Source organism: Vibrio ponticus, assembly GCF_009938225.1.
Taxonomy (GTDB): Bacteria; Pseudomonadota; Gammaproteobacteria; order Enterobacterales; family Vibrionaceae; genus Vibrio; species Vibrio ponticus.
The window spans coordinates 1277460-1301935 of record NZ_AP019658.1 but is presented as its reverse complement, the minus strand read 5'-3'; the positions used below and the strand labels follow the sequence as shown (position 1 = coordinate 1301935).

The window sequence follows — 24476 nt, the reverse complement described above, 5'->3', positions numbered from 1 at the left end:
TTTTGTTTGGGTCTAAGATTCATCCCAACACAAGAGGAGAGCCTTATGAACATGCAAAACAAACTTCAAATCATGCTAGATAAACAAGACATCACCGAAGTCATTTATCGCCACGCTCGCTCATTAGATCGTATGGACGCTGAGTTGATGAAGTCGACTTATTGGGAAGATGCGATTGAAGATCACCAAGACCCAATATTCCCAGATTTGTTTTTCTATAACGACAATGCACACGCGTTTGTTGAACCTGCGATGCAAGGTTTTAAAGCGATCAAAATTACTCAGCATCGAATTAGTAATGTGCTGATTAATGTTGATGGTGATACTGCAACGGCTGAGAGCTATGTCTGGGCTTACCATGTCCATGAAGAAGATGGCGTTGATAAAGAGGGCATCTTGGGTGGACGCCATTGGTATAAGTTTGAGCGTCGTAATGGCGAGTGGAAAATGACGCACCGTATGACAGCGTTTGACTGGAACCAAAACCAAGCAGCGAGTGCAGTTTGGTCACCAAACTTTGAAGACAAGTACGTTGGCAAACGCGACAAAACCGATGGTAGCTACCAGTACGTTTAATGTTGCGTAGCCAGGAGAGTGAACAAATACACTCTACTGTTTCATCGCGCTCTTGATGTAGGGCGCGAACCCTTGAGAAATGAATGATTTTCCGATGTTAGAGGAATCGATGATGATGAGTAAATTAAGTGCAGGTGCTGTTTTTCCTAAAATCGAATTACCCACTCTTAATGCAAGCCTAGTTGAGATTGCTAAACCACAGGGAAGCGCTGATTGGCGTTTGGTGGTTATATACCGTGGTAAGCACTGCCCGCTTTGTACGCGCTACCTTAATGAACTGGAGACGCTGCAAGCTGAGTTTAAAAATATCGGTGTAGATGTGATTGCTGTTTCTGCCGATAGTAAAGAGCAACTGCAGCAACATATGGAAAAACTGCATGTCAGTTTCCCAATTGCTTATGGTCTGAACTTTGAACAGATGAAGTCGTTAGGGCTATATGTATCCAGCCCTCGCTCTGAGCAAGAAACCGATCATCTTTTTGCCGAACCGGGTTTATTTGTGGTGAATGAGCAAGGACAAGTGCAGATTGTGGATATTTCGAATGCTCCCTTTACTCGTCCAGATCTCAAGACTTTGTTGGCGGGTATTGAGTTTATTCGCAACCCGGCTAACAACTATCCGATTCGTGGCACTTACGAGAAATAATGTGTGAGCGGCTATGGTGGTTAGGCGATTTGGTTATTAATCTCGTTGGCTTGCTGTTCGAATATATGCCGAATCGCTTTTTTATTGCTTTTCGCCACCGAAACCCACTGTAACCCCGTTTCATCAATGTGCTGAAACTCCACTTGTAGCTCGTATTTCCTCAATGAGGCGAGCGCTGCAAGCATGCCTATTGATATCGCCAACGGACCGGTAAACATTCCAAACAAGTCTGGGCAAATCATCCACACCACACTCGAAACAATTAAGCCAATTGATGTCACGCGCAGGGCATGATCACGCAAGGTGTTGGTTTTGACTCTCGCTGCCTTAATCTTGCTTAGTGGATAGCTGTCTTTTTTGAAGTGAAGTTGCTTATCACAGACAGTGAAATCTTGATTGGTTATCACAAGTGACTCCATCATTGGTGGCTTATAAAGCGCTAAACAATGGAGGTCATGCTGCATATCAATGGGTTAGAGTGCAATGTCTCATCGATATTAGAGGGGTAAAATGCAATATAGATCGAGAAAACCCTCTCATGCAGAGCCTATACCAGATGTTAATGGTAGGGAGAGTACAAGTGGCAGATAAAAATAAAGCCCCAGAAGGAGCTTTACAGTTTGAATTACGCTTGTGCTTTAAGGTGTTTCTTGACCTTTTTCATCGCCATTTGACGCTTAAGCGGCGAGAGGTAATCAATAAACAGGTTACCTGACAGATGGTCGATTTCATGCTGCATCACAATCGCGAGAAACTCGTCGGTCTCGATGGTGATTGGGTTACCGTGACGGTCTTGAGCAGAGACGACGACAGATGTGTAGCGTTCAACATCAGCGTAGTATTCTGGTACTGAAAGACAGCCTTCTTGACCCATTGCCTTGTCACTGCCACTAACGACTTCTGGGTTAACCAGAATCAGCGGATCATTGCGCTCTTCTGATAGGTCAATGACCACAACCGCTTCTTTATGACCGACTTGAGTTGAAGCCAAGCCGATGCCGTTGTCGGTTGCGTAAAGTGTGTCGAGCATATCGTCGATAAAAGTTTGGATTGACGCAAAGTCTTCCACTTTTTCTGCATTTACTTTTAAGCGCGGATCAGGCGCGGTAAGAATTTCTAAAACTGCCATAGCTGGTGATGCCTCTTTACTTTGAGGCGACGGTGTATCACGGAGTTGTGGGTATGATCAAGAGTCTTGATCAAGCCGCGGAGATCACCACGCGCTCATTTTCTTGTACATCTGTGATATCGAGTATCGTGCCGTTAAATGTAGGGTCAGCGATGGTTTCGAGTAATTCTCTCAGTTGGTCGCCGTTTTCATCAAAGCGAGATAAGGCATTGCGTGGCAGTAATTTGACCAATGAGCGTGCTAGCGTTGCTGGCACAGAGATAGAGTCGACCAGTTCTCCAGAACGATAAGAGAACGTTTCAATTTTAATCGCGCGCATTCAAACCTCCCAATTGTCTGCTAAACGCCATGATGACGGAAAAGCAGATAATATTTTTCGAGTGATATCATCGATTTACAAAATTGCTTTCGTAGAGCTGGCAGATATAGATCAACGGTTTAGCGAATTTAGTTGTAGAAATAGACAAGGGTCACAGTAATGTGACCCTTGAGTGATTTCGAATTATTGCGCTTTGCGATCTTCGATACGAACTTCCGTTACTTTCGCCAGTGCATCTGGGCGAGCTAAGTAAGCTTTGAAGCCTAGAGAAAGAGGCTCGCCTGCACGCTCTTGGCGGTTCTTACCTTCAGTGAAGGCAGCAAAACCGTCACCACCGTCAGCGAGGAAGTTGTTGGTTACTACGCGGTAAACTTGCTCATCCACCATTGGCTTGCCGTTAAGCTTGAGTTCCAGTACGCGTTTGCCATCTGGGCGTGAAGAGTCGTAAGCCATGTAAACGCCGCTTGATACTTGCATAACGCCATTGCTTAGACCTGCTGCATGCTCCATCAGCGAACGGATTTGCTTACCGGTTAAGTCCATCACAACTGGGTAGTTAGGGAACGGCAGCGCATCGATTACGTCGCCGTAAGTAATGTCGCCCGCTTCGATGTCTGCGCGAATGCCGCCACTGTTAGTAAACGCCAGTTCACCATCAGGGAAGTTTGGTAGCATAGAGTCTGCCACTAGGTTACCAAGTGTTGATGATTCACCGTACGAGCGAGTTAGAGTGTTTTCGCTGTGAGTTAATTTCTCAGCAACGATGGTTTCAACCACGCCTTTCCATTTATCAATGCGCGCTTGAGTCTCTTTGTCTGCTTGCCATTCGTCAGCCCAAATGGTTTTTAGGTCGAACTCGTAATCTTTGATCTTACGTGCTTTTTCATCAAAATCGATGGTCAGTTTACCCACGTTGATGCCGTAAGCATCGGTTGAAACGATCAGTGTATCATTCACTTCAATGACTTCAGGTGTACCCACGTGCGCGTGACCAGTCACTAGAATGTCCAAACCTTTTACTTGTTTGGCAGTTTGAATGTCTTTATCTAAAGCACGACGAACATCGTTGTTACCTAGGCTTGATTGACGCGCAGGTGTACCTTGGTGAACCAGCAAAATGGTCACATCAACTTGTGGGCGAAGTTCATCAAGGTATTTTTGTAGGTATTCAATTTCATCACGCGCTTCAAGGTTTTGACGCATGTTGGCTGCTACGGTGTCGTAGAAAGCGAATTTGCCGTGTAGACCAATGATGCCTAGTTTTAGACCGTCGCGCTCAACGATGGTGTAAGGCTTATCCCAAAATGGTTTATCTGTTCCTTCGTAGAACACGTTGCCGAGTAGGATTTCAAAGTTTGCTTTGGCAAGTTGGACTAGTGTGTTATCCCAACCGTAGTCGAATTCGTGGTTACCGATAGAAGCCACGTCATAACCCATGGTGTTCATGATATCGATAATGGCTTCACCCTCAGTTAGGGTATCTACCGTTGAACCTGAGAAGTAATCGCCTGCATCTAGCACGATTGTGCTTTCTGGCTGTACTGCTTTTTCTTGTTTGATGTACGTTGCGAGGTTGGCAAAACCACCCACTGCGCGCTCTGCGTCAATGTAGCGCGCAATGTAAGGATCAACCTTAGCGTGAATATCATTGGTGTACAGAATGGTAAGGTCCTTCGCGCATAGCGGCGTTGCCGCTAAAGCGATCAAAGATGCAAGCAAACGTTTTTTCATGTTCTTCTCCTTTAGATAAACGGGCGGCAATATACGAAAACGTTTGGCTAGAAATTCAGAAGTGCATCACAATTTAATTTGGAAAAATCAATAGAATGGCGCGATTTTCATTTTTTGTTGCTAACTAAGTGCTTGATTTAAACGTTTGCAAAAGTCGTCATTGCAAAAATCTTGGTGTGGCGAATGCGCCTGAATACCAATATAACGTTCGTCCGCTCGGCTTTTTGTCGATGCGTTGTGATGCTTGCTCCGCGACTCCGCCAATGCTTGATAACCAAAGTTATCAGCTGATTTGGCAACATTGGCAGCAGCAGCTTGCCCTGGTTATGGGGAATTATTGCCCAGACTGTGGTTCACAGGCGGTTAAACGTTTCGGGCATAGCAGCAATGGTAAGGCGCGTTTTCGCTGTAAGACGTGCGGCAAAACGTATTCTGTGCGTAATTCGGTGATGAAAGGGCAGCAGCAGTTAGTTTCCCAGATTGATGAACAGCTGGATAAGCCGCTCGATAAGCCGATGGACAAACAGATCGCCAAGCCGATTGAGCTTTGCCGAAATCAGCAACAAGAAAGTGAGCTACGGGCAGATGAAGGACAAAATGGCGATTTGACTCAATTGGCTGCGCAATACGGCGTGCATTTCGACCGCGCTTGTGAGCAGCTAAAACGTCGCGCGTGGCAAACGTTATGGTCCCAACCAGCTGCGGATAATATGGCGAGTGTGGTGTTCACCTTGGGTTATAAAGGCAGAGATAATAATCTTTGGGGGATCCTCACCACCGATATGCAAAGTGGCAAGATCCTCCATTTAAGTACCACATTACTGCCGCTCGCGCTGCCGACATTAGGGCGCTATCAGTCCTGCATTGATGCGCCGCCGTTGGTGGTTGAATCAACGGACAGCGCTATCGACCTTGCCCACAAACAAGAGCAGCGTTTTCTCCATCGTCAGCAGTTTGACCGTTGCGATTTTGGGCAAGGCAAGCTGAGTAAATCATCCCAGTCTCATGCCTTGCCTGTGCTGACTGCGCATGCGCATTTTGCCTTACTTAAGGCATTGCATCATGGCGAGCAGGGAGGGGCGCATGTATTGGCTCATGAGGTGTTCTTACGGGGTGCCTGTATTACTCAATATGCGCAACAAGTGAAAAACCAACAAATGGCACTGGTCTACGTGGTGGGAGAAACAGCAGGTGAAACGCAAGCGAGCGTGCGTTTGCTTACCACACGTTTGCTTACCACTCGTTTGCTTACCACACGTAAGTTAGGCTGGTGGCAGAACATTTGGCAGGAATATGGGGATGAATCAGGCGCGACGAAAGCCTATTCAGTGCTGTGTGGTAAGACAGAGATGCGCGCTGATGAGATAAGTTTACTCAGCGCGACAAAAGCATTGCGATATATTGAGCAGCACAGTCAGCGGCTTAATTTAGACCAAATGACCGCCTCACGATTAGAGAGCTTGCTGCTGGCGCTTGCCGCCAATTATAACCAAGCTCTCTAGCTAGGATTGGTGTCACTAACGCCAGTTTAATACTTGCCAATTTGGTCGGTCAGCGAGTGCTTTAAGCTGCGGGCAAGGATTAACTAAGTGGACATGATCCGCGTATTCACACAGCGGTAAGTCGTTGATTGAGTCAGTATAAAAGTGCACCTCAGAGTAGTGTTGAGACTGCTCTGACAACCACTGTTCCAATCTGGCAACTTTGCCTTCTCGATAGCTTGGGATGCCATCGATTTTTGCGCTGTAGCAGCCGTTTTCGACCACCATATCAATCCCCAATGCAGCAGGGATACCAATACGACGACCCACGGCGGCGACTAAGAAACTGACGGTCGCGGAGATGATCACCATATCCGCATTTTGCTGATTGAGTTGTTCGATAAGCAGCTGTGAGCGTTCAAACTGCTTGGGCAGAATTCGCTGCTCAACGCACTCGAGTACCAGTTGGTCTACTTGTGCAATCGACATGTTGGCAAGTGGCGCCATGGAAAATTGCAGATAATCTTCCATATTCATTTTGCCTTGCGCGTAGAGCGCCATCAGACGCTTATCCTCGGCGAGGAAATTGTCTGCATTGGCAATGCCTTTTTCGACCAGAAACTCATTCCAAATCATGGCGCAGTCACCATTGATTAGAGTTTCATCCATATCAAATACATACAAGGGATTCGACATTTTAAGCACTCACTGGTTGAATTTCGTTGAGATTAAATAGTAGATCCAGTTGGCTACCATTTGCCAGTAGGCGCTCTGAAGAACGGTTCAATAAATCGACGGTGAGTTCACAATCTTGAACATCGACTTGGTAACGGATCACGTTGCCAAGTAGCTGGTGGTTTTTAATGATGCCAGTTTGGGGTGCTGAAATATGGCTACCGTAGTGGCGACCATGCTCCTTAACGTAGATAGATTCTGGGCGAATCGCGACCTTAGATTGACTCTCAATATTGAATAGCTTCTTGGCTTGATTGGCATCGACTAAGTTGTAGTGCCCCATAAATCCAGCCACGAATTCATTAGCTGGGTGGGTGTAGATCTCTTCCGGGCTGCCAGCTTGGACGATTTCGCCTTTGTTCATGAGGAAGATTCTATCTGACATGATCATCGCTTCTTCTTGATCGTGGGTAACAAAGACCGTGGTGAGGTTCATCTCTTTCTGAATATCACGGATCTGCTGGCGTAAATGCTTACGGATTTTGGCATCCAGCGCGGAGAGTGGTTCATCAAGCAGCAGAATGCGTGGTTTGACGACTAAAGCACGCGCGAGCGCCACGCGTTGTCGTTGACCGCCAGAGAGTTGATGCGGATACTGCTTTTCCTTACCTTTTAAATCGACCAATTCAATCACTTTCGCGACCGATTGCTGAATTTCGTCGGCTGAGAGCTTTTTCATTTTAAGTCCAAAGGCAATATTGCCTTCGACCGTCATATTGGGAAACAGCGCGTAAGACTGAAACACCATGCCGATGCCGCGTTCTTGTGGCACTTGATGGGTGATGTTGTGCTGATCAACCCAAATCTCCCCTTCATCAACCGGGTTTAAACCTGCGAGGCTGCGTAACAGTGTCGACTTACCACAACCACTTGGACCAAGTAGGGTGATGAATTCGCCTTGCTCTATGGTGAATTGAATCTGTTCAAATACCGTGTTGTCACCAAAACGTTTGGTTAGATTTTTTACAGTTACGTAGCTCATTGTTGTGCTCCTCGGCTAAAACGACTGGCTAGCCAAGTCAGTAAGAAAATAAATAGGAAATAAGTCATCACCAATGCTGAGGTGAAATGTCCGCTGGTTTGACGCATGTTGTAGAGATAAATCTGCAACGTCTCATAGCGAGTGCCGACCAAAATGTTGGCAAATACAAACTCACCCAAAAGGAATGAAAAGGAAAGAAACAGGGAGGCTAATAAGCCTTTCTTTAGGTTCGGTAAAATAATCAATAAGAACGCTTTGCTAGTGCTTGCGCCAAGCAGATACGCCGCATCCATTAAGTCATGCAGGTTGATGGCTTGAAAGCTATTGGCGATTGCGCGATACATAAAGGGCAGCGCAATGGTGAAGTAGGTGCCAATTAAAATCCAAGGCGTACCAATTAAGCTGATTTCACTGTCGGCATACAGCTGCAATAGACCGACAGATGAGACAACTGGCGGCACGGCAAACGGCAGCAAGATGAGAATATTCATCAGCTTATCGAGTTTAGGAAAGTAGTAAAACACGACAAAAATGGCGGGCAAAATCAGCACAACACTGAGTGCCAAGGCTGACAGACAGATAAACAGCGAACGTCCAAATGCTTGTAAAAAGCGCGGGTCTGTCAGCAGTTTGATGTACCAATCGAATGTAAAACCATCGGGCAGGATGGTTGCCCCCCAGCTTGATGACAGAGAATAGATAAAGGTCGCGATAATCGGCACTAACATGATGCCAACAATCGAATACACTACGGTCTTATGAAGGCGAGTATTTACGTTTTGCATCAGTTACTTCCTGCCTGCGTAGCTTTTAGAAATCAACCACTGGTTGATGACGGTAATGAATGCCAGTAATGCCATTAGGACGACAGAGATGGCTGCCGCTAGATTGGGCTCTAGGAACAGATCACCAGAGACGAGGCTCGCAATACGCACGGTAATGACGTTGTAGTTCCCAGCGGTTAACGCATAAACACTGGCATAAGCGCCAATTGCGTTGGCAATCAGAATAATAAAGGTGCCAAACAGCGCCGGAGAAAGCACCGGTAAGGCTATCTTGGTCCAATAGTGTGATGTTTTCGCGCCCAGTAACGCGGCTGCGGCTTGCCAATCATCGTTTAAGGCATCAAATGCCGGGTAGAGCAGTAATACCGCCAGTGGGATTTGGAAATAGATGTAGATGGCTAACAATCCCCATTTGCCATACAGATCAAAACTGCCCAGCAATCCATACTGTTTCAGGAGTAAAGTAATCGCGCCATTGGTACCAAGGATAATGATAAAAGCAAAGGCAAGGGGGACGCCCGAGAAGTTGCTGCTCATGTTAGTAAAGGCGATAACCCCATCACGTAGGCGACAATTCACGCGACGTAAAGAAGAAACCAGCAAGGTCGCAATGGCTAAGCCAAGTAAACTTGACCAAACCGCTAACCATAAACTGTTGCCAAACGCCTGCATCATAAAGGCGGAATCGAGCACCTCGTAATAGTTCGCTAGTGAGGCTTCCTCTTCATAAATAAAGCTGTTGAACAGTACCCACAACATTGGTGCAAGTTGGAATAGATAGAAAAACAGACCAAATGGAATTAACCATAACGCTGGCTTAAGGCGCGCCCACCATTGTTGTGGTCGTGCTTGGGTGTTTACCGTGGCACTGATAGTGCGATCGGTCGAGATAGCAGAACTGCTCATAGTGCTAACAATTCCTGAGGGTAGGGTTTGCTATGGTCAAGATTGAGTAACTGACAGACAGCGCCACAAATCTCGGTTTGTTTGATCGTGGTCTGTTCGACCTCAGCGAATTGGTGGCTAAAACGCTCGCCAATCACAAACAGCGGAACGTCACGCTCTGATGGTAAAATCCCGCCATGAGAGAAATCGTTATTCATACCATGGTCACTGGTGATGATGATTTGATAGCCATCAGCCATCCAAGCGTCGATATAGTTCGACAGAATGATGTCAGCTTGACGCGCACTATTACGGTATTGCACGGAGTCCAGACCGTGTTTGTGCCCCATATCATCGATGTTCATTGGATGGATGAGGAGAAAATCAGGCTGGTAGGTGCGGCGCAGGTATTCACCATCCAAAAATAACGCTTCGTCTGGGTAGTGATCCCAGAAATAAAAACAGCCATGTTGAATGTTTAGCTGTTTATCGTGGGTAAAGCGGTCGCGAACGGCATCAAAAGGGGCGCGATTATACAGTTCGCTTACCCAGTGGTAAGCCGCGGCAGCCGTCACTTTGCCTTGTGCGCGTGCGAGGCTAAAAATTGATTCATGGTGAGAGCGGCGCACCACATGGTTATGGACAATACCGCTGTCGACAGGACGTACTCCAGTCAGCAAGCACTCATAGAGAGGGCGTGAGAGTGAAGGTAGTTCACATTGTACTTTGTATAATGTGGCGCGCTGCTGTTCTATTAGACCGTTTAAGTAGCCCATACATTGTTGGGCTACTTGATAGTTCAGTCCATCTAAAACAACAAGAATGGTCTTATTGCTCATGGTTTATGACTTACTTGTTATGACTCAAAAGAGCGGGTTACTGTTGGTGAATCAAGACGCTTTCTTGCCACTGGCGTGGAAGTTTGCGCGCTGATTTTTCCCATGCAGTAAAGTCGGTTACTGGGTGCACGTTGCTGTATTGGTCGTTAGCGATCAGCTTATCTTGCACCGATTGAGGTAAGGTTACGCTGCTGCGAATTGGTCGCGCATAGCCTTCGGCAAGATTGATTTGTCCTTGGTCACTAAAGATATATTCACGCGCCAATTTGGCTGCGTTTGGGTTTTGCGCGTATTTGTTGATGATGGTGGTGTAACCTGAAATAACCGAACCATCTTGTGGAATGTTAACGCTAAAACGCTCGCGGTCGATTTTGTCGCGATAGTTTAGCGCGTTGAAATCCCACATGATTGCCACTTCAACTTCGCCTTTTTCAAGGTTGGCGATGCTTGGGTCGGTAAAAGATAAACGACCTTGTTTAGCCAGTTTGGCAAAGAACTGAATTGCTGGTTTCAGGTTAGATTCGTTACCCCCTTTGGCAAATGCTGCCGCAAGTACGGCGTTGTTTGCTTGAGCGGCAACGCCGACATCACCAACAGTGACTTTGTAGTCGCCTTTGAGTAAATCATCCCAACTGGTCGGCGCATTTTTTACTAGGTTGTTGTTCGAGATAAACGAGATGGTGCCGGTGTAGGCGAGCGCCCAGTGACCATCTTGATCTTTTGCCCAATCAGGGATGTCATTCCAAGTGGTCGGTTTGTATGGCTGAGTCACACCTTTTTTCACTGCAACGCGAGCGAAGGCAAAACCGACATCACCAATATCTGCGGTTGCATTTTTCTTTTCTGCAGCAAACTTTGCGATCTCTTGCGCTGAGCTCATGTCAGTATCTTGATGTTTTAAGCCGTAGTTTGATTTGAGATCTGCCCACGTGCCTTTCCAGTTCGCCCAGCTATCTGGCATGCCGACACTGTATACCGCGCCCTCTTTTTGCGCTGCGCTGATCAGAGTTTGTAAATCAGCGCTATTGGTTGCTGCTGAATTGATTTCTGATGAATGGCTTTCTGCTGAAATAACTGGCATCGAAAGTGTCGCTGCGATCAGAGTAGCTGATACGGCAGTGGTACGACTTAGCAATTTGTTCATTGTCTCTATCCTTCTGGACTAGGTCAGTAAGTTCGAGTTGTATGCTAGGGATGGAATGTGACGATTTAGCGCAATAAATCTGACAGTTTTTCGGCAATTGTGTGGCAGTTTTATTTCACTTTAACTGGCTGTTTAATTTCATATTTCCGTCATAAATGGTGATTAAGGTGCTGGGTTTTGTAAAATTTGAACCCGCCAATACAAGGATGAAACCGTTGAGTCGAGTGAATACCCAATTAGCCAGAATCAAAGCCGATATTCGCCAGCAGATTGCTGCAGGGGAGCTGCTGCAAGGGCAAAAACTACTGGGAGAAAGAGCACTTAGCGAGCAGTTTTCTACTACGCGTATCACCCTTAAAGACGCCTTGATTGCGCTGGAAACGGAAGGGCTGATTTATCGCGAAGAGCGACGGGGTTGGTATGTCTCGCCACCGAGAATCTGTTACAACCCTCTCTCACGTTATCACTTTCAGCAAATGATTCATGAACAGTCACGAATAGCAGATACTAAGCTGCTAAATGTCGTGAAAATGCCGGCATCTGGTGTTTATCAGGAGGTGCTTAGCGTGGAGCGAGGCTGCCCACTTTTGCTTATTCAACGCTTGCGCTATATCGATGGTCGAGCGGTCCTTTTTGTTGAAAATGTGCTGAAAGAGTACCTATTTGCTGGGATCTTGTGTTTTGACTTAACAGATTCGTTAACCGCTATTTACCGTAACGAGTATGGCTATCAAACCCAACGCTCTCGTTTTGAGGTGATCCCAACCTCCGCACCGAGTCATGTTGCTAAAGCACTCAACTTGGCAGAAGGTCAGCCAGTGCTAAAAATATGCCGCGTGAACTACAAACAAGATGGCGAGTTGATGGATTGTGAGTTTGAGTATTGGCGTCCGGATGCGGTGAAAATTCAGATTGATAGTGAACGACTATAGTCGACCTTGCTGATAGAGCCCTCAATCACTCAAGGGCTCTGATACGGTTAAAATGCATTTTGTTGGGCGAGATAGACCGACATTGCTTTGATTTCTTCATCGCTAAAGGGCTGCATCGCCACTTCCATCGGAACATAAAGCCCATTTTGACGACGCTTTTCTCGATAATCGATCATTTGGTTATAAAGGTAGAGTTCTGATTGCCCACCAATCTTTGGGTAGAGCGGCATGACAGGAAAGTTACCAGCTTTACCATGACACTGCGTGCATCCGCCTCTACCAGGATTGAGGTAGAGTTCTTCACCTAATGAATATTGGACCGACTGCGGTGAAGGGGCTGCAAATACACTAGTTGCACAGAGTAGCGTTATGGCAAAGCCTGTGATTGACCAAGTCGAGTTCATTGTTTGTGCTCCTTTAAACACTCAAGCCATGTTGAATACTCTTGCGCAGAACGCGCTAAGTAACCGGTCGCGATAAATTGCACTTTGCCATTTACAGCGACCACGGTAGCCGGCAAACCATGAATGCCGTGCTCAGTCAGTAGACTGAAATCCGCTAAGAAGCCTCGATTTAACGAGGTTGCATCAAGTTCCGTAAGTACTTGCTCGACTTGGGAGTTGAGCTTGCCAACATGCAGGGCAGAGACAGCCACTTCATCGGATACTTGCGCTGCGAGTTCAACCAGCATCGGCAGTTCTTTACGGCAAGGGGCACACCATATCGCCCATAAATTAAGCATGCTTACGGGCGCATGGCTTAAGTTGTTTTGCAGCTGGTAAGGCAAATTTGCAAGCTCGACCTGAGTGGACTCAAACGGTGGCGGAGCTGCACACTGGCGAGCTTGTGCGTATGCGGTGTTACTCTGCAATATGGCAGTAAGTAACGGAACGATGATCAAGGTAAGTTTGGTGACGATTTTGGTCATCACTCCTCCTTAGAGCCTAGTTCTGCCAACATCGATTGGCTGATCTTTTCTGCCCCGTCACCATAACCATAAACATCGACTAGTTCGCGTTGAGGGTTGTAAAGGTAAAGGTAGGTAGAATGAAAGACTTCATATAGCTGCGGTAACGGCGGGTAAACGGGTTTTCCATCGCGTGAATAGCCATATGTCGCGCGCAACGATTTAGCCATCGCTTTGGTTTGTTGCTCGCCGCCGACTAAGCCTTTCAGTTTTGGGTGAAAATACTGTACGTATTGAGCGATATTTTCCGCACTATCGCGATGAGGATCGATAGAGATAAATAACGGTGTGACTTTATCTGCAAATTTTCCGAGACGCGTCATGACTCCTGCCATATCCAAGGCTGTGGTAGGACATATCTCAGGACAGGAGGTGTAACCAATCGCGATAAAAAGATATTGATCCACCCAGTTTTTTTCAGTCACTTCACCCATTGTTGCTTCATTTAGCGTAAAACGAAGAGGGGCAGCTTGCGCGGCACTCATCAGTAAACAGCTTGATAGCAGCAGCGTGATGCTTAAGCGAATGGAATTAATAGTCATTCTAACCATGGTGATATCCCTAGTGACAAATGGTATTGGTCAAACCCATTGCAATCAGGTTGGGTTGTTGTAATCCGGTATTAACTTGCGGAAGTAATGTCTCTTTGCGTAGGTCGACCACAAGTAGTTGAGAATCATTGGCTTGGGTAGCAAACAATGTTTTTGAATCCGATACGACGACCACGTCACCGAGCGGTGACTTCAGTGGAAAATGTTTGGTCGGCTCGCTGTTGGTTAGGTTAAAAACGTTTAAGCCAGTTTGTGTGGCAACGACACCGATAGATTCAAGCCAGCCGGTACGTATTTCGGTTGTTTGGTCTTTGAAATCAACGCTTTTGACTGTTTGACCACTCCAGCTATTGACCACCAATCCTTGTCCATTCTCTGCGGCTAAGATCATGTGTTCACTGTCTGAGCTGACATAAGGTCGCCATGGTTTAGATTGTAAAGGAATCTGAGCAAACTCTTGGTTCATAAATAGGTCCCAAACGGTGACGCGATTTTTCTCTAAATCACCGACCATCACTAAGCGAGCATCGGGAGAGAGGGTGACTTCCGACACTTTGCCGCCACTGCCAAGCTGGATTTCCCGTGTCGCTTCGTCATGTACGCGCCAAACTAAGGTGCGACCGCTATTTTGTTCGGTGATATAGAGGTTATACCCCCCCGTGTCGAAGTTGACGCTGTATGGTTGAGCCAACTGGTTGATGGTTTCAAGGTAGCGACCAGTTAAAGGCTCCAGCATGACCAGCTTATTGGCTAATCCAACCGCGAGGCGAGCACCATCGGGGGCGACAGTGAGTGAAATCGGCACCGATTCAACGGCCATTTGCCAGTGTTTTTTCTCCACTAAGTCATAAACGTAAACAACCGGATTTTTTCCATCGATGTAGAGCAGCATATCTTGTACATCGGACACTTCCATTGCCGTTGGGATAGCTTGCATTTGCAGGGTGTCGACATGGCTATGTTTAAAGGTGTCGATCACTGCGATATTTTTACTGACTTCATCGGTAATGAATGCCCAGCGAGCACCATCATCGTAGCGACCCGGTTCATAAGCATGGCTCCAGCAACTCACTAGCAATAGTGATGCTAAGGTTATCTTTTTCAATAGCATAAAAACTCCAATGCCCCCATTAAGGGGGCATTTCTCTCAAACTTATGGATTGCGAATACAACGAGCGTAAAACTCAACGTCTTTGCTCATGCCTAAACCAGAGCCGATTTGGTAGCCTTGTGCCCAGCCTTTGTTGCCGGTGTCTTGGCGTAAATCGAGCATCTCAGGGCTTTGGTCTTTTTTGCGTGGTGGCAATGGTCGAACAAACAGCGTTGGTCCCGGTAAATCACTTGAGCTACTCCAGAAGAAGTATTTGATTGGTGTATTCGGGAAGAACTCTTCATCAATCGCAGGTGATGTTTTGTTGTAGTTAACAATCGACACCAATTCTTTGATGTTTGGTAGGCGCCAGTCCTGATAACCTGCGTAATCGAGGTTTTCACAGTACTCAATTGAATCAAGCCAGTTACGACGTTTGTAATCGATATTCTGTTGCCACATGCGGTCGGTGATTTTCTCTGTTACCGTGCCATTGCCATTATCAACGTAACTCATGTTGTGATAGGCAGCGCCGTTATCAGCGCGCACACAGCGTACCAATTTGGTGGATGCTGTGTGTTGACCCATAATGTGCCCTTCAGGGAAACCGATGTGCCAAGCGTGATCTGGATGGTCACTGACAGGGAATCCCCATACCCCCGAACTGAGTCGCGGCATGTTTAAGAACGCTTCGGTATTGATTGCTGGGCGGAATTCACCAAGGTCAGCGATACTTTGCAACTCTTTCATTAGTGGATAGCGCCAGTCATCGTAGCCATCTAACACTAGGTCGTCACAGTAAGCTTCACCTTCTTTCGCGGTCATCCACAAACGAGAAGAATCTCGCTCCCAGACGAGCTTAGTATTGTTGTCGATGACGGTTTTGCCCGACTTACTGATGGTGTAGCTCATAGGGTTTTGTGGATAGTCGCTATCTTCACCGTTCATGTCGATAAAGTTCTGAATTTGTCCGGTATCTGGTAGCTTAAATCCATCAACTGGAGGCATGCCTTCACCTGTGATGTACTCACGACGTTCGATTGGGGTGTAGAACATACCCGTAACATAGGCGACGATATCAGCATAGTCTTGTTCGCTGTGCATTTTGGCGAATGGCACCATGGTCGCAGCTTGACGGTTGGCACGCTTACCATCTCGATATGCAGTCATTTGTTCAAATACGTAAGCTGGCATTTGACCTTTTAATGGTGGGTAAGCTGGGTTGGTACTGGCGCCTTGCTCGCCATGGCACATCTTACAGCTGGCATCATATTTCTGTTTGCCACGTGCATACGCCTCACTAGCGACGACTTCTGGACGTGGATTCCATTTGGCTGTGCGTTCACTCAGCACAAGCGCAAGATCGGCAATCTCTTTTGGTGGAATCGTGTAAACGTATTCTTTCATTTGTGAAGAAACACCCGCCTGACGTTCCATATCCATATCAACAAATTGATTGTAGAAATATTGCGGATCAAAGCCTTCCAGTTTTGGACTGAGGGTTTCCGGAACTTCTTCTACTGCCGGGCGATGGCAGCCAAGATAGCAAGCGTAGATATTGCGATTGGCAATTTGGCGTTCCATTGCCGTTAAATCACTTGGCGAACGGCGAATGGTGTAATCCTCATAGCCGTTATCAATATCTGTCACTACGTCAGTTTGCTCGGCAAGCACGCTTAATGGGCTCAAGCTAAGGGCGATCGCTAGCGCGACTAAAGTACGATGTTTGAGACGATTATCCATTGTTTTCAACTCCAAGTAGGGTCGCCATTTCACGCATGCGTTCTTCGTCACGTAGGCGCATTGAGCGTTTGAGATCTGGGTGCGCGATATCGTAGTGGCAGCTTGAGCACTGCCAATTGCTGTCACTGTCTTTACGAGCGAAAGCGATTTGGTGGGTTTGATCGGCAATTGGGGATTCAGTGGTCGCAACTTTCGCGCGCTCTTCTAATTTACGGTGGCAATTGATACATCCTGAATCAAACACATATTCGGTTCGTTTAGGATGAAGCTCCTCGTAGTCCAAAGATTCCATTTGCAATACGTATTCACCAAATAAGTGGCGCATACCGGAAGTTCCTTTGACCCACAGTTCATCAACCACGTTAGAGTTTGGTAGATGGCAGGAGACACACTCAGCCACAAAGCCTTGCGAGTTGTTACCACCGTGCACACTCTTGGCAAAAGTTTCCGCAGCAGGCTCCATCGTGTGGCAGGTGCCACAGTACTCGTTGGTGCTAAATGCGTGGAGAACTTCTGTTGCAGGGAGTGCGGTAAGTAAACCAATACCCGCACCTATTGTAAGTATTGCGGCGAGTACAGCGCCTTTTACCGAGCGAATTTGTTTAAATAGAGATCGCATTAGTGAGTTCCTTTGGCCAGTTCAGCAGAGGTTTTTACAACAGCTTGGCAAGTGACTTCTGGAGCAAAGGCGAGCCAAAGCTCAACGTCGTAGACTTCACCAGCTTTAGGACGTTGTTTTAAGTCAAATAGCATTACATGCTGACCACCTGGCTTAAGGTTTAGGGTGCTGCCCGGTTTTAGTTGCAATTGAGGAATGCGTTGCATTGTCATCATGCCGTCAGCATGTTTCATGTCATGCAGCTCGGTATAACTAGTCAGCGCTGGAACCGCCGCGCCATATAGCGCTTCTGGTGCTGGTAGACGCAAAGATTTTGTTTCTGCATCAGGTTGGTAGTTAATTGTAAAGTAGAGCCCAGTTTTGTCTGTGCCCGGTGCTGGTTCGCGAATAACACAGTTATCCACGTTGATCGAAGCAAACGTGGAAAAGCTCATTATCGCGAGCGAAACAGAGAGTAGGGTACGTTTCATTGGTTGAGTCCTAACGTGATGGGTTAGAAAGAAACAATCAAACCTAGGTTGATATTGTCACCTTTGGTTTTTGCCACTGATTTCGGATTATTAGCTTGGTATTTTTCTTCAAATAGTGCGCCTTCAATGAACATCGCGACGTTTGAATTAAAGTCGTGACGTACATTGGCCAAAATCAGTGACTCATTGCTGCGGTTGTCCAGCCAATCGGCGAACTGATAACCTAGGCTGAACGCGGTATCATTGAGCTGATATTTGCTCGATAGTGCATAGACATTGCGCTCACCAAATGGAGCGTCGTAGTCAAACTCTGCAACCGCGCCAAGGTAGAGGTTGTCCCACTCATAGCTCGTGGCAACGATTGTGCGCTGGCTGTCTTCCGTCGCACCGTTCATCATCTCTTCTGACGTGAGCGACTGGTTAACAACCAATTGGAAGTTACCTTGGGTATAGAGTGCACGTAGACCTACGATGTCAGCATCTTTGTCGTTATTTTCATCGGGTGAAACAATCGCAGCTTTAAAATGGAATGGTCCAAAATGAGGGGTAATGTAAGCCAGCTGATTGGTTGCATAGCGTTTACCACCCAGTAAAAGGTTGTCGCTATGACGCTCCATGTTGTTGCTTTCGAAGATATCCACTTTTGCGTAGAGATCAGCCCAAGTACCAGTGGTACCTGAGCCAATAAAAGCACCACCGAAAGTTGGATTCATCAGAATGATATTGGCTTCACGAACTATCAGATCGTTATCGTCGGCTGCGTGACTGATTGATTCTGAGTATTCAGCTTCTAATTGATAACGAGCCTTGAAAAAATCGGTATCAAGCATGCCGATAACACCTGCTTCTGCTTGGTATATGTCGGTGGTGTAGTCAACATTTTCATGCCAAGCGGCTTGAGCGCGAATTGAGCCATAAAAATCAGGTTTACCAAGTTCAACGTTTTGGGCTGTTGCACCGGCAGAAAAAAGGCTAAAGAGGATTAACGAACATTGATTTATTTTCATAATAGGTGTCATAAATTGAAATAATTCTTCACGGCGAGTATATGAATGATGGCTTTGAAGAAAATGACGCAATCAGAATTGCTGTTATGCAGAAAATAAATAAGGTGATCGAGGTATCATTTAAAGCGAATCTGAATAATGGCGCTCTAGTATAACTTGTTGAATTATATTTATTTTATGGTCTGTTGTTGAGTTGTGTGGATGATGTTGCACAACTGTGGGACTAGTGTCGAACTCATTCTTTGCTAAACTGGCGCGACCTTTACTAGCCAGATCGACCATGTCTTTTCAAATCGATACCCTTCGCATGTTTTGCCTACTCGCGGAGAAACTCAGCTTTACTGAAGCCGCTGATGAACTAGAAATCAGCCAACCGACGTTGAGTCGAAAAATCAGTCAACTTGAACAGGCGGTAAAGCTCCGTCTATTTCATCGTGGGGGAAATCAAATTCATCTCACGCCGCAAGGGCTGGTTTTCCTTGAATCTTGTCAGCGTATATTGCAAGACCTCGATAACACTGTAGATGGTTTGCACGACACCTCAGAAAGCATTCGTGGCGAGATCAGTGTCGGTTTGTTGCACCCAATGGGGCGTTGGTTAAGTCAGTATTTCTTTAGACAATTTAAACAGCTTCATCCTAATATTCGTCTCAATCTCGTGACCTTGCATCCGACTCTGTTACGCGAGATGGCCAGTTGCGATATTATGATTTCCCCGCTGTTGCCAACCGATCTGTCACTGGTCGCAAGACCGATATTGAAATACCGTCGTATTTTTTGTGCCTCACCGGAATATTTGGCTCGAGTCGGTGTACCTAATCACCCAAGTGAACTCGCGCAGCATCAGTGCATCACCAATACCAACTCACTCAAGCGTGAGACAGAGTGGTTTTACGAAAGCGTGACCGGTGAAACAGGCACAGTAGGCATTGAGGGAATTATCACAACTGATTCTGTGGATATTGCGACCAATTTGTCGTTGTCTGGTATGGGAGTCGCACTGGTACCTGAAGATCAAGTTCGCCCTAAGCTAGATAGTGGCGAGCTGAAAATGTTGTTTGATGGCAATTTTGGTCAACATGGACAAATCTATGCAGTGTATCGTTCTAGGCAGTATTTACCGACTCGTTTTCGCGTCTTTATTGAAGAGTTACGCCAGTTCCTGAATCGAAAAGATGCCAGCGATTTATATCGTTGGCGAGGTGAGTAGCCATAGCTCAGTGCTAAACGCTTATATTCGAGGTTAACAATGATTTGTAACATCTTTCTTTTGCTGCGTATTTATTGTTAACCTGCTGATTCTATAGCGTTAGCCTGACTCATTTTATGCTTTTTCCCTTTTGCTATTATATCTTCTACCCCTGCTCCAACCACTTATCTAGCCAACTTAGTTAGAATTGCCCACTCACTGGCGTTTTGACGCTGCATAAATATAGCCACCGATGAGTGGTTAACGAATGACTAGGTTAGGTATTGCTGATATCGAACCTTCAAAGAATCTGTTGTATGCCTAAATTGAATCTAAACCTGAATCATGCCAAGAGCGGCAGTGTATTTTCTGATACACAAATGACGGACAAACTCGAATCCGCTCTAACCCCTAAGTATCAACGCTCGAGTAAAAATATCGGGTTGAGTGCTGGAATTACGGATAAGCATCTTGAGCGGCGTTGGAAAGTGTTAGATTCGATGACGGACAAACAAGTACTGTTTGACGCTTTTACCGAGCAGCATTACCAAGAGTATGCCAATAACATTGAACACTTCGTCGGTACGGTAAACGTTCCGGTGGGTATTGCTGGACCGCTGCGTATTAATGGCTTGTTTGCTAACGACGACTATCTGGTTCCTTTGGCAACGACCGAGGCGGCTTTAGTCGCCTCTTACAATCGTGGCTCGAAGCTTATCACGGCGGCTGGTGGCGTGAGTGCGATTTTGCTTAACGAAGGGGTAAGCCGCACTCCGGTATTTGCTTTCCAATCTCTGGCTGAGTCGGCGCAGTTTGTTAGCTGGGTGGTGACGCAATATGATCTGTTTCGTGAAATTGCTCAGTCCACCACATCACACGGTAAGTTAAAGGACATTAACGTTAATATCGAAGGTAACCATGTCTATCTAGTGTTCGAGTTTGTGACTGGCGATGCATCTGGTCAGAATATGGTGACCATCGCGACTCAGCAGGTGTTTAGCTATATTTTGCAAGCGAGTCCAATTCAGCCTGTCGAAGCGTTCTTAGATGGCAATCTATCGGGTGATAAGAAAGCCAGTGGTTATGTGCTGCGCTCAGTGCGAGGTAAGAAGGTTTCTGCGGATGTTACGATTTCCAAACAGCTCGTCCATAAACATCTGCATACCACGCCTGAGGCTATGGCAAGTTTCACCCAGATGAATACTATCGGTGGACTGCTCAGTGGTTCGATTGGCGTTAATGCGCATTACGCGAATGCGTTAACCGCGCTATATATTGCGTGTGGGCAAGATGCGGCGTGTGTTGCCGAGTCGGCTGTTGGTATTACCCGCATGGAAGTTACTACGCAAGGTGATTTGTACGCATCGGTGACGTTACCCAACATCATGGTGGGCACCGTTGGTGGCGGGACAGGGCTGCCAACCCAAAAAGCATGTTTAGATATCCTTGGTTTACATGGTAACGGCAAGGCCAAAGCACTCGCGGAAGTTGCCGCAGGGCTATGTTTAGCAGGCGAGTTGTCGATTATCGGTGCATTTTGCGCAGGGCACTTTTCCCGTGCCCATCAAAAATTGGCACGTAAAAAGGTGAGCCCATCGTCAACCAATTAAGAGGGATTTAGGTTAGTATTTTCCTTAGATGGATTTTCCTGACATGGACGTGAAATGATGCTGTGGATTATTACCAAATACGCACTGACGGCTGGAATTGTGGTATTAATTTCCGAAATTGCCAAAAGAAGTGATAAAGCAGGCGCTCTAATTGCTGCTTTGCCGACGGTCACCATATTGGCTTTGATTTGGATGTATATTGAAGGGCAGGGACAAGCGAAACTCGCTAATCATGCTTATTATACGTTTTGGTATGTGCTGCCTACTTTGCCAATGTTTCTCGCCTTTCCGTTTTTGCTCAGTAAGTTTTCTTTCTGGCCAGCATTGGGTATTTGCGCGCTTATTTCAATAGTGTGCTTTTTTACTGTGGCTGTTATCGTGAAGCAGTTTGGGATTGAGCTAACCTAGATACGCTACTCTCGATGCGCGATCAAAAATGGCGGAGCGATTCCGCCATTAGTCTATTTGTTATCAAGCGATTTGTTCGCCAGATTAGTACTTTTTCTCAAAGCACATCGTCAGTTCTGTGGTTGATTTATTATCAGTGGTGTACTCTGATGCGTAAACCAGGCTCCAACCATCGTAAGCTGCTAGGCTTAGAAGTAATAGGTTGAACCAAGGTTGAACGACGCGGTATTGGCAAAGCTATCGAATTGGTATTTAACATTAGCGCCAACAGTTAATTGAGGTAGTACACGGTACTCAGTACCCAGCGACACTAATCCACCAATTTCATTTGATGAGCTCGAGTAACCGTCTTCATGCTTGCTGGTTTCTACATCAGTGACGTGAAATTCCTTTTCTAGTGTTTGCGAGCCACTTACATCGTATTGAGTATAGGTGAAACCAGCCTTAATTTTCGCCGACCAGCGATCGTTCATTGCATAAGTATATACAGGCGCGAGCGAAAATTGTGTTGCTTTCACTTTGGCATCCCACTCTCGCTCTTCTTCGTAGTCAGCTGTCATGCTAACTTGCTGTGAGCGACCATCGCTAAGTTCAAAATGGTTGTAACCCAATTCAACAGCCCAAGAAGGGGTGAGAGAGTAACCCACGAAGCCGCCAAAGATGCCATCTTCTAATGATGGATCAAGTTTGATTGATGGATCTTTAAAATCACTCTGTGCATCATGACTGGTTGAGCCAAAGCCGTATTCAAGACCAATGTATGGTGCCGAAATCGCGGCAAAAGATGTGCTCAAGAGTACCGCTGCAAGTATTGTTTTTTTCATTGTTTGTTGTCCTTTAAATTCTCCGCAGCATTATCAAACGCTCAACGTGAAGTGTTCGTGAAGAATAAAGAGAATTAGAAGGTTTCGATCGCACTAACTTTCGAGTGGGTATTTTGCTGTGCTAATTCACAGTTTCAGAATGATATGCTGAAAGCATGTGAGTTTTCTCGCAGACAGAACCATTATTTCGCTTATAAACTTATTTTTATCCGTGAAATAAAAGTGATCAAATAATGAAAAAAACCTTACTTGCTGTTCTAGTCTCTAGTATTGCATTTGGCTCTTATGCTGCGCAGTGGAACGTACCAGATTTAGCAATTGGCGGCGCTGAATTACCTCAGTCAGTTGAGCATCAATCGTTAGTCGATGGCGTCGACTACTATCAAATCCAAAGAGGAACCTCCCAAGGGGAGGAGTACCTGCTATCGAGTGGTATTGTTAATGACGCTACCATCAAGGATTACTCAGCGAAACTCAATGAACTTCAGGTTGAGTATCATATTGAATCTGCGCCAGAAACCGCCCCAAACGGCGAAAAAATGGATAAAATTATTCGTCTGCGAGGCTTTGAATCTGCTGAGCAAGCAGCAGAGCAGGCGAAAGTGTTCAAACAACATGGTCTCAACTTCTCTCTGAGATTTTCTGCGCAAGACGGTTATAAAACCCATGGACCATTTGAGATTAGCTTGCTACGGGTTGATTTGAACCAATATCAAGGCAAAGTCGCGAGCATACTGGCTAACGATAAGGTCACGACAGCTGAAACTGTATCAAGTATGGCAAAGCGAAATGAAGCATTGGCGGCTATTAACGGTGGTTTTTTTGCCTTTAATGATCAAGTCGGTGATCTAGGTGCTCCTGCAGGTCTGTATGTAAAAAATGGTCAGCTATTACGAGAAGCGGCAAATCAGCGTCCGGTGTTGATTATTGATAACTCCGGAAAACACTCAAAAGTATCGATTGGTAACTCAGTAACAACGGAAGTGTTGCTTGATATCAACGGTAAGACAGTACGTATTGATGGTATTAACCGTAAACCTGGCGTCATTCTTAACTGTGGCGGCTACGACGATACGCCATCTATCGAGGCGATACATGATTTTGTTTGTACCGATGTAAGTGAAGTTATTGTTTACAACGCTGCCTATGATGACCAAACGCCACAAGGTGCAGGTCAAGAGGTCGTGATTGATTCTACTGGTAAGGTTACGGAGATCTTCACTCAGCGTGGACGCGTGATTGAGCCGAACTATCTCTATGTGCAACTAACCGGTGATTCTCAATTAAATGTCGAAGTTGGCGATAGCATTGAATTAAACAGTAAAGTTATGGTCGATGGTCAAGAGTATAAGCTTAGTGAAGGCGTTTCGATGTTAAATGCTGGACCAACTCTTGTCACCAATTCAGCTATTGATATTACCTCGCGCAATACGCAAGGTTTCAATCCTTATCCTTCCACTGGCGATCACGCCGGTTCTCAAGATGATGATGGTTTGGGTGTAAGTGGGGCGATGGAAAATAGAGAAGGTTTTTACAACGGTTGGGTGCTGCGTCGTCATCCTCGTACCGCGCTAGGTATTACAGATAACAATGTATTGTACGCCGCGGTTGTTTATGGGCGCGCACCAACTGTAACCGAGGGAGCCAGCATTACCGATATGGCTGCGCTCATGGAAGCTCTTGATACTGAGAGCGCGATTAACCTTGATGGTGGCGGCTCATCAATGATGGTGCTTGAAGGCAAGCGCACAGGTTCTTCTTCTGACGCAAGTGAAAGGGAAGTCTCAGACGCGATTATCTTTACTCGATAATAC

Annotated in this window: 27 protein-coding genes; 8 read left to right on the top strand and 19 right to left on the bottom strand. The window is 46.2% G+C overall.

What is annotated here, in order from left to right; genetic code table 11:
* Positions 1-45 precede the first annotated feature (45 nt).
* Positions 46-576 carry a nuclear transport factor 2 family protein gene (locus tag GZN30_RS20015; protein WP_075650750.1) on the top strand — a complete coding sequence of 177 codons (531 nt, stop codon included), beginning with the start codon at positions 46-48 and terminating at the stop codon, positions 574-576.
* A gap of 109 nt (positions 577-685) precedes the next feature.
* A complete protein-coding gene (locus GZN30_RS20010; protein ID WP_075650831.1) occupies positions 686-1222 on the top strand; it encodes a peroxiredoxin-like family protein in 537 nt (178 codons plus the stop codon).
* 20 nt (positions 1223-1242) lie between these two features.
* On the opposite strand, the gene GZN30_RS20005 is transcribed toward GZN30_RS20010, so the two are convergent.
* The 4 genes from GZN30_RS20005 to GZN30_RS19990 all read right to left on the bottom strand — a co-directional run bounded on the left by GZN30_RS20005 (position 1243) and on the right by GZN30_RS19990 (position 4401).
* The gene (locus GZN30_RS20005; RefSeq protein WP_083627195.1) at positions 1243-1629 is read right to left on the bottom strand and encodes a hypothetical protein; all 387 of its coding nucleotides are present in this window, start codon (positions 1627-1629) and stop codon (positions 1243-1245) included.
* 218 nt (positions 1630-1847) lie between these two features.
* Positions 1848-2351 (bottom strand): peptide deformylase, encoded by a 504-nt coding sequence (gene def, locus GZN30_RS20000; RefSeq protein WP_075650748.1) that lies wholly within the window; start codon positions 2349-2351, stop codon positions 1848-1850.
* A 70-nt stretch (positions 2352-2421) separates the two neighbouring features.
* Positions 2422-2670: a hypothetical protein gene (locus GZN30_RS19995; protein ID WP_075650746.1), complete on the bottom strand. Its 249-nt coding sequence runs from the start codon at positions 2668-2670 to the stop codon at positions 2422-2424.
* Between the two features lie 183 nt (positions 2671-2853).
* On the bottom strand, positions 2854-4401 hold the full coding sequence (locus tag GZN30_RS19990) for a bifunctional metallophosphatase/5'-nucleotidase (RefSeq protein ID WP_075650744.1): 1548 nt from the start codon (positions 4399-4401) through the stop codon (positions 2854-2856).
* Positions 4402-4577: 176 nt separating this feature from the next.
* Here GZN30_RS19990 and GZN30_RS19985 point away from each other — a divergent pair, with 176 nt between their 5' ends.
* A complete protein-coding gene (locus GZN30_RS19985; protein ID WP_139312261.1) occupies positions 4578-5903 on the top strand; it encodes an IS1 family transposase in 1326 nt (441 codons plus the stop codon).
* 15 nt (positions 5904-5918) lie between these two features.
* Here the strand turns inward: GZN30_RS19985 and GZN30_RS19980 are convergent, their stop codons facing one another.
* Genes GZN30_RS19980 through GZN30_RS19955 form a run of 6 tightly spaced genes read right to left on the bottom strand, consistent with a single transcriptional unit; the run spans position 5919 to position 11252 of the window.
* A complete protein-coding gene (locus GZN30_RS19980) occupies positions 5919-6578 on the bottom strand; it encodes an HAD family hydrolase (RefSeq protein ID WP_075650740.1) in 660 nt (219 codons plus the stop codon).
* Position 6579: 1 nt separating this feature from the next.
* Positions 6580-7599, bottom strand: coding sequence for an ABC transporter ATP-binding protein (locus tag GZN30_RS19975; RefSeq protein ID WP_075650738.1), 1020 nt, complete (start codon positions 7597-7599; stop codon positions 6580-6582).
* Positions 7596-8384 (bottom strand): ABC transporter permease, encoded by a 789-nt coding sequence (locus GZN30_RS19970; protein ID WP_075650736.1) that lies wholly within the window; start codon positions 8382-8384, stop codon positions 7596-7598. The genes GZN30_RS19975 and GZN30_RS19970 overlap by 4 nt, the downstream gene beginning before the upstream one ends.
* Positions 8385-8387: 3 nt before the next feature.
* Positions 8388-9290: an ABC transporter permease gene (locus GZN30_RS19965; protein WP_075650734.1), complete on the bottom strand. Its 903-nt coding sequence runs from the start codon at positions 9288-9290 to the stop codon at positions 8388-8390.
* Positions 9287-10108 carry an alkaline phosphatase family protein gene (locus GZN30_RS19960; protein ID WP_075650732.1) on the bottom strand — a complete coding sequence of 274 codons (822 nt, stop codon included), beginning with the start codon at positions 10106-10108 and terminating at the stop codon, positions 9287-9289. Before GZN30_RS19960 ends, GZN30_RS19965 begins: the two co-directional genes overlap by 4 nt.
* Positions 10109-10145: 37 nt before the next feature.
* Positions 10146-11252, bottom strand: a complete 1107-nt coding sequence (locus GZN30_RS19955) for an ABC transporter substrate-binding protein (RefSeq protein WP_075650730.1) — start codon at positions 11250-11252, stop codon at positions 10146-10148.
* Between the two features lie 215 nt (positions 11253-11467).
* Between GZN30_RS19955 and GZN30_RS19950 the strand changes: the two genes are divergently transcribed.
* The gene (locus GZN30_RS19950; protein ID WP_232060542.1) at positions 11468-12184 is read left to right on the top strand and encodes a UTRA domain-containing protein; all 717 of its coding nucleotides are present in this window, start codon (positions 11468-11470) and stop codon (positions 12182-12184) included.
* Between the two features lie 47 nt (positions 12185-12231).
* Here GZN30_RS19950 and GZN30_RS19945 read toward each other — a convergent pair whose 3' ends face one another.
* From GZN30_RS19945 to GZN30_RS19910, 8 genes are read right to left on the bottom strand one after another with little or no spacing between them, the layout of a single operon-like run.
* On the bottom strand, positions 12232-12588 hold the full coding sequence (locus tag GZN30_RS19945) for a c-type cytochrome (protein WP_075650728.1): 357 nt from the start codon (positions 12586-12588) through the stop codon (positions 12232-12234).
* Positions 12585-13112, bottom strand: a complete 528-nt coding sequence (locus tag GZN30_RS19940; RefSeq protein ID WP_075650726.1) for a TlpA family protein disulfide reductase — start codon at positions 13110-13112, stop codon at positions 12585-12587. Before GZN30_RS19940 ends, GZN30_RS19945 begins: the two co-directional genes overlap by 4 nt.
* Entirely contained in the window at positions 13112-13702 is a 591-nt protein-coding gene (locus tag GZN30_RS19935) for an SCO family protein (protein WP_075650724.1), read from the bottom strand. Before GZN30_RS19935 ends, GZN30_RS19940 begins: the two co-directional genes overlap by 1 nt.
* A 10-nt stretch (positions 13703-13712) precedes the next feature.
* Positions 13713-14813, bottom strand: a complete 1101-nt coding sequence (locus GZN30_RS19930) for a YncE family protein (RefSeq protein ID WP_075650722.1) — start codon at positions 14811-14813, stop codon at positions 13713-13715.
* A gap of 42 nt (positions 14814-14855) precedes the next feature.
* A complete protein-coding gene (locus GZN30_RS19925) occupies positions 14856-16535 on the bottom strand; it encodes an Lcl domain-containing protein (RefSeq protein WP_075650720.1) in 1680 nt (559 codons plus the stop codon).
* The gene (locus tag GZN30_RS19920) at positions 16528-17154 is read right to left on the bottom strand and encodes a cytochrome c3 family protein (protein ID WP_075650718.1); all 627 of its coding nucleotides are present in this window, start codon (positions 17152-17154) and stop codon (positions 16528-16530) included. The genes GZN30_RS19925 and GZN30_RS19920 overlap by 8 nt, the downstream gene beginning before the upstream one ends.
* A complete protein-coding gene (locus tag GZN30_RS19915) occupies positions 17154-17624 on the bottom strand; it encodes a copper chaperone PCu(A)C (protein ID WP_075650716.1) in 471 nt (156 codons plus the stop codon). The genes GZN30_RS19920 and GZN30_RS19915 overlap by 1 nt, the downstream gene beginning before the upstream one ends.
* 23 nt (positions 17625-17647) lie before the next feature.
* A complete protein-coding gene (locus GZN30_RS19910; protein WP_075650714.1) occupies positions 17648-18631 on the bottom strand; it encodes a porin in 984 nt (327 codons plus the stop codon).
* Between the two features lie 280 nt (positions 18632-18911).
* Between GZN30_RS19910 and GZN30_RS19905 the strand changes: the two genes are divergently transcribed.
* The 3 genes from GZN30_RS19905 (at position 18912) to GZN30_RS19895 (ending at position 21838) form a co-directional block, all read left to right on the top strand.
* The gene (locus tag GZN30_RS19905; protein ID WP_075650712.1) at positions 18912-19841 is read left to right on the top strand and encodes a LysR family transcriptional regulator; all 930 of its coding nucleotides are present in this window, start codon (positions 18912-18914) and stop codon (positions 19839-19841) included.
* A 296-nt stretch (positions 19842-20137) separates the two neighbouring features.
* Positions 20138-21430, top strand: coding sequence for a hydroxymethylglutaryl-CoA reductase (locus tag GZN30_RS19900; protein WP_075650710.1), 1293 nt, complete (start codon positions 20138-20140; stop codon positions 21428-21430).
* Positions 21431-21487: 57 nt separating this feature from the next.
* Positions 21488-21838 (top strand): DUF3147 family protein, encoded by a 351-nt coding sequence (locus GZN30_RS19895; RefSeq protein ID WP_075650826.1) that lies wholly within the window; start codon positions 21488-21490, stop codon positions 21836-21838.
* A 188-nt stretch (positions 21839-22026) separates the two neighbouring features.
* Here GZN30_RS19895 and GZN30_RS19890 read toward each other — a convergent pair whose 3' ends face one another.
* Positions 22027-22662, bottom strand: a complete 636-nt coding sequence (locus GZN30_RS19890; RefSeq protein ID WP_075650708.1) for an AcfA family outer membrane beta-barrel protein — start codon at positions 22660-22662, stop codon at positions 22027-22029.
* Between the two features lie 233 nt (positions 22663-22895).
* Between GZN30_RS19890 and GZN30_RS19885 the strand changes: the two genes are divergently transcribed.
* On the top strand, positions 22896-24473 hold the full coding sequence (locus GZN30_RS19885) for a phosphodiester glycosidase family protein (protein ID WP_075650706.1): 1578 nt from the start codon (positions 22896-22898) through the stop codon (positions 24471-24473).
* The last annotated feature ends 3 nt before the right edge of the window (positions 24474-24476 follow it).